We start from the raw sequence: 9,049 nt of genomic DNA, 5'->3' as shown, positions 1-9,049 counted from the left end.
CGGGGGGGGGGGCGTGGTCTGGGCGGCGCCCCCCCGGGGCCCACGGCCCGGTGGGTTCAGCGCTCAGTTCAGCGCTGCTGCTCGACGACGCTCAGCACGCTGATGCAGTTGCCGTCGGTGGTGTCGCCGCCCTGGACGGACGTCTCCTGGAGGTCCAGCACGGAGTGCGCCTCGACCTCGGGGGTCTCGTTGGTCTCGTCGCCGGCCGGCTTCGTGTTCTCGGACATGGTGATCTCCATCCACTGGATATGCGGAACGCGGTGTGACGGGAACGCGGTGTGCGGCGGGTGAGATCAGTTCTCGACGACGCTGAGCACGCTGATGCAGTTGCCGGGCGGCGCGATGATGTCGCGGTCGGCGTTGACGGACGTCTCCTGGAGGTCCAGGACGGAGTGCGCCTCGACCTCGGGGGTCTGGTTGGTCTCGTCGCCGGCCGGCTTCGTGTTCTCGGACATGGTGATCTCCATCCACTCGTCACTGCGGGACCGGAATGCCCGGGGGGAATCCCTCCGGCGTCCGGTGCGGCGGGCCGGTGCCTGCCGTTGCCGAGAAAGTTAGGAAGCCCGGCCTGGCAATCGCTTCGCCGCCGGTATGGCAGCGGTATCGAAGCAGCTCGCGGCAGCCGGAGCATCCCCTGCGGGCCCGGCCGGCTCCCCTGGAACCCGGCCTGACCTGGGCCCATACCGCTGCCGAGGCGCTTTCGGACCGTCCTCGAACCGGTGGCCCACAGCCTGGGTACGCGCCCGACGCGCCCCGGCCCCGAAGGAGGCGGCCCGCATGGAACTCGCCGAACTCGTCGCACGGCGGCCCTTTCCCGCCGCAGGTCTGCTGATCGGCCTCACCCGGCGCTGCCCGCTGAGCTGCGCGCACTGCTCGACCGGGTCGGACCTGTTCACCCGCCAGGAGCCGGACGCCGGCCAACTGGAGCGTTTCGTGGGCTCGTTCACGCAGGCGAACCGGCCGGACGTGGTCATGCTCACCGGTGGGGAGCCGCTGCTGCTGCCCGCGCTCGCCGAGCGGCTGAGCACCCTGGCACGGCGCACCGGATCCCGGACGGCCCTGTTGAGCGGGATGTTCTTCGCCCGGGGCGCCGGCGGGAGCGGGCGAGGCGGACGCGGCCCTTGGGGCGGGGCTCGTGGGGGCGGGCGGGGCGGGACCATCCCGTCCGCGGTCCTGCGGGCGATCCGCTCGGTCGACCACTTCTCGGCCTCCCTCGACATCCACCACGAACGCGAGGTCCCTCGGGCCGACGTGTTCCGCGCGCTTCACCTCGTCCGGGAGGAGGGGGTGGCGGTCAGCCTCCACCTCACCGGGACCGGAGGCTCGGACCCGTATCTCGCCGACCTGACTCGGGCGGTGGAGGAGGAGTTCGGCGGCCAAGTGCCGTGCCTGGTCAACGAGGTGCGGCCGTTCGGCCGGGCCGCTTCCTGGGCCCGGGGCTCCCGCACCGGGCCGGATCCCGCCGCGGCGTCCCCGTGCTCGATGGCCGCCTGGCCGGTGGTGGCCTTCGACGGCCGGGTGCTGGCCTGCTGCAACCAGGACACCGTCGACCGCCGGCCCGTGCCGGCGCACCTGGACCTCGGCACCATCGCGGAGGACGACTGGGAGACCGTGCGCCGCCGGGCGCTGGAATCCCCGGTGCTGCGCATGCTCCGCACGGTCGGGCCGACGCATCTGGCCGACCGGTACGGTTCCGCCCCCCGGCCGGGCTCCTACTGCGACGGCTGCCGGGCGCTGGGCGGCGACGAGGCGGTGGCGGCCGGAGCGCGGTCGGTGGCGGGAGGTGCCGCCGGGGCGCTGCTGGACCTGACGGCAGCGATGCGAAGCTCCCGGGAAGGGGCGCAGGGCGTCGTGCGCCGCCACGGCTGCGCGGCGTACGCGCCGTTGGTCGTCGCGGGCGGGCCGGCCCTGCCGGAGACCGACGTCCGGGACGTCCGATGAGTACCGGGGCCTCCGCCCGGCTGCGGACCAAACTCCTGCTGCTGGAACCCGAGTTCCGCGGCGCCACACACCACATGTGGCGCCCGGACGGCTTGTTGCCGCGCTACCGGACGTATCTGTGCACCATGCACGCCGTCATCCGGGCCTCCGTCCCGCTGATGGAGCTGGCCCTCGACCGCCTCCGCGCCCGGGCCGCTTCCGGCGACCCGCTCGCGGCGCCGCTCGCCGCGTATCTGGCGGAGCACATCCGGGAGGAGGAGGGCCACGACGCCTGGCTGCTGGAAGACCTCCGCACGGCGGGCGGCACGGCCGAGGACGCGCTCGGCCCGCTGCCCTCTCCCCTGGTCGCCTCGCTCGTCGGTTCCCAGTACTACTGGATCGAGCACCACCACCCGGTCGCCCTGCTCGGCTACATCGCCGTACTGGAGGGCTACGCGCCCGCTCCCGGGCTGACCGAACGCATCGCCCGGCACACCGGGTTGCCCGCAGCCGCCCTGCGGACGGTGCGGGAGCACTCGGTGCTCGACACGGAGCACCTGCACGAGCTGCACGGACTGCTGGACCGGCTGCCGCTCGGCCGGGACCAGGAAGCGGCCGTGGCGGTCAGTGCCCTCCACTCCCTCGACGCGCTCACCCGGCTGTTCGTCCGGCTCGGGCGCTCCGCGTCGGCGCCGTCGCCGCGGGGGGCCGGACCTGTCTCACCGATGGGAGTCACACCATGACCGGACCGCCCGAGAGCGCCGAACGGCGGCCACTGCCCGACGCGTTGTACGAGGCCGGGTTCCCCGTGGACCTGCTCAGCGAGGAGCAGCGCGACGTGCTGAGCGGGCTGACCCCGCAGGAACTGGCGGTGCTGCTCGACGTCAAGAGCAGGCTGGACGCCGTGGGGCCCGAGGTTCAGGCACACGGCGAGATCGCCGGGGGCGCGCTGTTCTGAGGGCCGGCTCCGGCCGGTCGGTGGCACGGGCCCGGCAGCACGACGACCGCCGCCGGGCCCGTACCCGCCCGTCCACCACCGATCCGCCAGGCCCTGCCCCTTCGACCGCACGGCCTCCGGGAGACAAGGACCCGCCATGAACTGCTCCTCGTGCCAGCAGGACCTGCCGACGACGGCCCGGTTCTGCTTGTCCTGCGGGACACCGTGCGCCGCCGGCGCGACCGCCGGGCCGCCGGCGACGACCGGGCCCGCCGGGATCCCCGCTCCCGGGCAGCCGCCCGGCGCTCCCCCGCCCGGGGACGAACGCAAGCCGGTGACCGTCCTCTTCTGCGATCTCGTCGGGTCGACCGCGCTGTCCGGCGTACTCGACCCGGAGACACTGCGCACGGTGACTCTGCGCTATTTCGAGGCGATGAGCGCGGAGATCGTGGCGCGGGGCGGAACCCCGGAGAAGTTCATCGGGGACGCGGTGATGGCGGTGTTCGGCGTGCCGGTGGTCCGGGACGACGACGCCCGCCGGGCGCTGGCCGCGGCGCTCGGGATGCGCCGGGCGCTGGCCCGGCTGAACGAGGAGCTGGACGCCACCCTCGGCATCGAACTGGCCACCCGGATCGGCGTCAACACCGGCCAGGTGGTGGCGGGTTCGGACCGCACCGCTCGCCAGGCCCTGGTCTCCGGGGAGACCGTCAACATCGCCGCCCGGCTGGAGCAGAACGCGGGCCGGGGCGAGATCCTGATCGGTCCGGGGACGCTGATCGCCGCCGGTCCGACGGTGAACGCCGAACCCACCGGCCCGCTGCGGCTGAAGGGAAAGCGGGACAGCGTCGAGGCCTACCGGCTGCTCGCGTTGGGCGCGGACGACCCCGAACTGCTGCGCCGCTTCGACGTCCCCTTCGTCGGACGTGACACCGAGCTGCGGGCGCTGGACACCGCGCTGGAACGCGCGGTGCACGGGGGCTCGGTCGGGCTGCTGCGGGTGGTCGGGGAAGCGGGCATCGGCAAGACCCGGCTGGTACGGGAATGGCTGGCCGGGCGTTCGGCATCCCCGGGGTTCGTGTACGGCGCGGGGCGCTGCCGCAGTTACGGAGACCACGGCACCCTCGCGCCGCTGGCCGACGCGGTGCGTTCCCTGCTGACCGCGGCCGGCTCCGCTCACGCGGCCGCTGCGGATGACGCGGCCGAAGGGCTTGCGGTCGATGACGCGATGGCTTTGCTCGACGGGGGCCTGCTGCGTGACGGTACGCCGAACGCGCCCTTCGAGGACATGTGCGCGGCCCTGACGACCGTGCTGGAGCGGGCGGCCCGCGTCCGCCCCGTCGTCCTGGTGCTGGACGACTGGCACGCCGCGGCCCCGCTGCTGGTCCGCACGGTGCACCGGCTGACGGGCAACTCGGGGCGCACGGGCGGGCTGGTGCTCTGCGCCGGGCGGCCGGACGGGCCCGGCGAGGACGACGAGCCTCCCACGGGCGCTGAATCGCTGCTCCAGCTGGCCGGGCTGCCGCACGAAGAGGCCGCCCGGCTCGCCTCCGTACTCGCCGGCCCGGAGGGCAGCCCGGCCCGGGTGAACGGCCTGCCCCCGGCACGGAACGCTTCCGCTCCGCCCGGCGAGGACGGGCCCCCGGCACGGACCGGAGGCAACCCACCCGACAGCGACCAGCTCCTGGCGCGGGCCGGAGGCGACCCACCCGACAACGACCAGCTCCTGGCGCGGGCCGGAGGCAACCCGCCCGACAGCGACCAGCTCCTGGCGCGGGCCGGAGGCAACCCGCCCGACAGCGACCAGCTCCTGGCGCGGGCCGGAGGCAACCCGCTCTACCTCGAACAGCTGCTGGTCGGCGGTCGGACGGACGTCGGCGGCGGGATGGCAGGGCCGGGCGGGGCGGGCGACGAGGACCTGCCGCCCACGCTCCAGGCCCTGTTGGGCGCGCGGATCGGTGCGCTGGCCCGGGCTGAGCGCGAGGTGGTGGATCTGGCCGCCGTGATCGGCCGGGAGTTCACCGCCCCCGAGCTGCTCCGGCTGCAGCTGTCCGTGCGGGCCGGGCAGGGCCAAGGGGCCGGGACAGACGCGGGAACGCACCCGGACACGGCCGGCCCGGCGACCCCGGTGCCGGAGCAACGACATGGACTGCACGAGGCGCTGGAGGCCCTGGGGAGCCGTCGGCTGGTCGAGTCGTGCCCTCCGGGAGACCGCGCGGAGGAGTCTGCGTACCGGTTCAGCAGCGGGCTGGTGCACGAGGTCGCGTACACCTCGCTGTCCAAGCGGGCCAAGGCCGAACGCCATGCCTGGGCGGCCGAGCTGCCCAGTGTTCTGCGCAGCGGCGACGGTGCGGTCGGCGGCCACCTGGAGCGCGCCTACCGCTACCGGGCCGAGCTGGGCCTGCTGGACGACCGGGCCCGGCGGCTGCGCGACCGGGCCGCCGTCGCACTGGGTCGAGCCGGAGCGCAGGCAGCCGCCAGGTCCGACCTGCACTGGGCGCACGGCCTGCTGGAGCGGGCGGTGGATTTGTGCCCCGACGACCCGGGGGCGACCCGGCGGCTCGGAGAGGTCCGGGTGGCACTCGGCCGCGCTGCCGAGGGGGCGGAACTGCTGCGCCGGGTAAGGGACATGGCAACCGACCCGGTGGAGGCCGCGCACGCCCGCCTGGCGCTCGCGGTCCTGGATCCGGGCGGCCCGGGCCCCGGGCCCGCCGCCGTGGCCCGTACCGTGCTCCCGGTGTTCGAGGCGGCCGGGGATGCGGTCGGCCGGGCGCGCGCCCATCTGCGGCTCGCCCAGCAGTTCCAGCGCTCCGGGCGGCACGAGGAGGCGGAGCGGGACCAGGCACGGGCGCTGGAACACGCCGTGCTGGCCGGAGCGGAACCGGAACGGGCCGGGGCGCTCGGCGCGATCGGCATCTCCCTGTGGCGCGGGCCGGTGCCGGTGCCTACCGCGGTGATCCGCTGCCGGACGCTGCTGGCGACGCACGGCGCGGGCCGTCCCACGGTCCGGGTCACGCTCAACTGCCCCTTGGCGGTGCTGTATGCGCTCCAGGACCGGACCGAGGACGCGCACTGCGCTCTCGCCGAGGCGGAACGACTCGCGGGGAAGCTGGGGTTCGCCGAGGCGGAGGTCTTCCTCCCGATGTTCCGGGCGACGGTGGAGGCGCTGTCCGGCCGGAGCGCCGCGGCGCTGGAGCTGCTCGGCCGGGCGGACGCGGCGGCCCGGCGCACGGGTGCGGCCGGGATGCGGACGGCGGTGGCGCTGGACGCGGCCCGTCTGGAGCTGGACGAGGGCCGGGAGAGCCGGGCGGCCGCATGGCTGGCGGGCGTCGGCGACACATCGGGGCTGAGCCGGGCGGACGCGGTGGACCTCGGGGGGCTGCGGGCCCGGCTGACGGCGCGGGACCGGCCCGAGGATGCGGCCGGATACGCGGAGCGGGCGGTGCGGGCCTCCCTGCTCACCGATTCCCCGCTGGTGCAGGCGACGGCCGAGCTGGACCGGGCGCACACGCTCGCCGCCCTGGGCCGGCTGCCGGAGGCCGGGGACTCGGCCCGGTCGGCCGGGACGCACTTCACGGGCAAAGGGCATCTGCCGGGGGCGCGCCGGGTCTCCGGGTTCCTCGCACGCCCGCCCCGGCCGATGGCCACGACGAGGGAGAGGAGCTGACCGATGACGACCACGGAACCGGGACGGACCCGGACGGACCCGGGACGCCCAGGACCCCGCACGGGCCCGGGCGAGGGCCTGACCTGGAGCCTGCGCGGACGCGGTCCCGACGACGTACCGGTGCTGGCCGACGCCGGGCCGCCGCTCGGCCGCCCCGCCGGGCCCGCCACCGGACGGGGAGTCCGCGTGTGCGTCGTGGACTCGGGTGTGGAGCGGGACCATCCGCTGGTCGGCACGCCGGCCGGCTCCTGGGTGGTGGTCAAGGACGGGGAGAGCGGCGAGATCACCGTCGAGCCGACCACGACCGGCGACACCTGCGGGCACGGAACCGCGTGCGCGGGCATCATCCGCCGGACGGCCCCGGAGTGCGAGATCCACAGTGTGCGGGTGCTCGGGGAGCGGTTCTCCGGCACCGGCGACATCCTGATGGCCGGGCTGCGCTGGGCGGTGGAGCAGCGCTTCGACGTGGTCAACCTCAGCCTGTCGACGACCCGCACCCGGTTCGCCCAGGAGCTGCACAGCCTGGCGGACAGCGCCTACTTCGCCCGTACGGTGATCGTCGCCTCGGCGCACAACACCCCGGTGGAGAGCTTCCCGTGGCGGTTCGCCTCCGTGATCTCGGTGGGCAGCCACCAGGAGGACGACCCGGAACTGCACCTGTACAACCCCGACCCCCCGGTGGAGTTCTTCGGGCCCGGCCAGAACGTGACCGTGCCCTGGCTGGGCGGCCGGACGATCCGCACGACGGGGAACAGCTTCGCCACGCCGTACGTCGCCGGGCTCTGCGCCCGCGTCCTGTCCGCGCATCCGCGGATGACGGCCTTCCAGCTCAAGAACGCCCTCTATCTGTCCGCGGCCAACGTGCGTCACGCGCCGCGTCCTTCTTCCACCCCGGCAGGAGATACCCGTGATGACTCCGAGAACTGATTCCGCCGCCTTCTCCTCCACCGCCACGGTCGCCGACGCGCCGCGCAGCGAGCTGCTCCAGTCGGTCGTCGACGTGGCCCGTGCGATCTTCGGGGCCGAGGCCAGTTCGGTGTTCCTGCTCGACGAGGAGGCGGACGAGCTGGTCTTCCAGGCCGTGTCCGGGCAGGGCGAGGAGTTCCTCGTGGGCCGCCGGTTCCCGGCCGGGCGCGGGATCGCCGGGTGGGTGGCGACCTCCGGCGAGCCGATGGTGGTCGACGACCTGAGCGCCGATCCGTCCTTCGACCGCTCGCTGGCGGAGTCGACCGCGTACGTACCGAACGCGCTGATGGCGGCCCCGCTCATCAGCGATGCCCGGATCCTCGGGGTCCTGGAGGTGCTGGACCCCTCCCCGCAGGCCCGGTCGGGGGTGCGGGAGCTGGACCTGCTCGCGATGTTCGCCCGGCAGGCCGCCGCCGCGTTGCGGGTGATCACCCCGGAGCGGGTGGCGGAGGCCGGACAGCGCGCGGTCTTCGACGGGCACGCGCTGGCGGGCGCGCAACGCGAGGACGCGCTGCGACTGCTGGGTAGCCTGGAGCGACTGCTGCGGGGCGTCGGCTGAGGCAGACTTCGCAAGGGGTCGTGCAGCCGTGTACGGGGCCCGCCCCGGCCTCGGTACGCAAGCCGCGTCCACTTCCGTACGGGAGTAGCCACGAGCCCGGCGGGCAGGAGCGGGGGCGTCGGCACAAGGGAAGGACACGCACCATGAAGCTCGCTTTCTCCACCCTCGGAGTGCCGGGAACGCCGGTCGCCGAGGTCGTCCGGCTCGCCTCCGGGAACGGCTACCAGGGGGTGGAGCTGCGCGTCCACCCCGAGGAGCCGGTGCACCTGGGGCTCTCCTCGCTGGAACGGGCCGATGTGGTCGAGGCGTTCAAGGCCGGCGGGGTGGAGATCCTGGCCCTCGCCGGGTACGTCCAGGTGGCCGCCGAGGGCGACGACGAGCCGGTCCTCGCGGAGCTGTCCGACCTGGTGAAGCTCGCCCGGGACCTGGGCGCGTCCTACGTCCGCGTCTTCCCCGGCGGCGGTGACCAGGAGCAGGCGGAGGCCGACGCGACGGCTGCCCGGCGGCTCGGCGCGGCGGCCCCGGCCGCCGCCGACATGGGCGTGAGCATCCTGCTGGAGACCCATGACTCGCACCGGGCGGGCCTGGACGCCGCCCGGGTCGTCGCGACGGTCGGGCACCCCCGGGTCGGTGCGATCTGGGACGTGCTGCACACCTGGCTCGCCGGTGAGGAGCCGGTCGCCAGTCAGGCGGTGCTCGCCCCGCACCTGGGATACGTCCAGGTGAAGGACGTCGCGTCGGCGGACGACCTGACCCCGGTGGCGCTGGGGGCCGGGGTGCTTCCGCTGGCGGAGTGCCTGGACGGGACGGGTCCGGACACGTGGGTGTGCTGGGAGTACGAGAAGCGCTGGTACCCGGGGGCGGCGGAGCTGCCGGGGCTGCTGGGCGCCGGCCGCGAATACCTGCTGCGCCTCGGAGCGCCGAAGCAGCAGCCGTAGCCGTATCGGTGGGGAAGCTCGGCAGCGACCCCGGAACGGGTGGAGGGGGCCGGACCCGGCAATCG

General features: G+C 74.8%; 9 protein-coding genes. 7 read left to right on the top strand and 2 right to left on the bottom strand.

The features are described from left to right. Window positions 1-68 precede the first annotated feature (68 nt). Together ACFWM7_RS30640 and ACFWM7_RS30635 are read right to left on the bottom strand one after the other, a co-directional pair. Window positions 69-227, bottom strand: coding sequence for a hypothetical protein (locus tag ACFWM7_RS30640; RefSeq protein ID WP_164873495.1), 159 nt, complete (start codon window positions 225-227; stop codon window positions 69-71). 66 nt (window positions 228-293) lie between these two features. Then, the gene (locus tag ACFWM7_RS30635; RefSeq protein WP_383266748.1) at window positions 294-455 is read right to left on the bottom strand and encodes a hypothetical protein; all 162 of its coding nucleotides are present in this window, start codon (window positions 453-455) and stop codon (window positions 294-296) included. 322 nt (window positions 456-777) lie between these two features. On the opposite strand from ACFWM7_RS30635, the gene ACFWM7_RS30630 reads away from it, so the two are divergent. The 7 genes from ACFWM7_RS30630 to ACFWM7_RS30600 all read left to right on the top strand — a co-directional run bounded on the left by ACFWM7_RS30630 (window position 778) and on the right by ACFWM7_RS30600 (window position 8,984). Then, entirely contained in the window at window positions 778-1,941 is a 1,164-nt protein-coding gene (locus tag ACFWM7_RS30630; RefSeq protein ID WP_383266745.1) for a radical SAM protein, read from the top strand. Beyond that, complete coding sequence (locus tag ACFWM7_RS30625; RefSeq protein ID WP_383266742.1) at window positions 1,938-2,663, top strand: iron-containing redox enzyme family protein; 726 nt, start codon at window positions 1,938-1,940, stop codon at window positions 2,661-2,663. The genes ACFWM7_RS30630 and ACFWM7_RS30625 overlap by 4 nt, the downstream gene beginning before the upstream one ends. Next, on the top strand, window positions 2,660-2,878 hold the full coding sequence (locus ACFWM7_RS30620) for an aroma-sacti cluster domain-containing protein (RefSeq protein ID WP_383266739.1): 219 nt from the start codon (window positions 2,660-2,662) through the stop codon (window positions 2,876-2,878). Before ACFWM7_RS30625 ends, ACFWM7_RS30620 begins: the two co-directional genes overlap by 4 nt. A gap of 136 nt (window positions 2,879-3,014) precedes the next feature. Beyond that, window positions 3,015-6,521 (top strand): AAA family ATPase, encoded by a 3,507-nt coding sequence (locus ACFWM7_RS30615; RefSeq protein WP_383266736.1) that lies wholly within the window; start codon window positions 3,015-3,017, stop codon window positions 6,519-6,521. Between the two features lie 3 nt (window positions 6,522-6,524). Continuing rightward, a complete protein-coding gene (locus ACFWM7_RS30610; RefSeq protein ID WP_383266733.1) occupies window positions 6,525-7,448 on the top strand; it encodes a S8 family serine peptidase in 924 nt (307 codons plus the stop codon). Further along, a complete protein-coding gene (locus ACFWM7_RS30605) occupies window positions 7,432-8,046 on the top strand; it encodes a GAF domain-containing protein (RefSeq protein WP_383266730.1) in 615 nt (204 codons plus the stop codon). The genes ACFWM7_RS30610 and ACFWM7_RS30605 overlap by 17 nt, the downstream gene beginning before the upstream one ends. A 143-nt stretch (window positions 8,047-8,189) precedes the next feature. Then, window positions 8,190-8,984 (top strand): sugar phosphate isomerase/epimerase family protein, encoded by a 795-nt coding sequence (locus ACFWM7_RS30600; protein ID WP_383266727.1) that lies wholly within the window; start codon window positions 8,190-8,192, stop codon window positions 8,982-8,984. The last annotated feature ends 65 nt before the right edge of the window (window positions 8,985-9,049 follow it).

It is taken from the genome of Streptomyces sp. NPDC058375, assembly GCF_042723425.1.
Classification (GTDB): Bacteria; Actinomycetota; Actinomycetes; order Streptomycetales; family Streptomycetaceae; genus Streptomyces; species Streptomyces durocortorensis.
The sequence above is the reverse complement of the archived record's forward strand: the minus strand, read 5'-3'. Positions and strand labels throughout refer to the sequence as shown.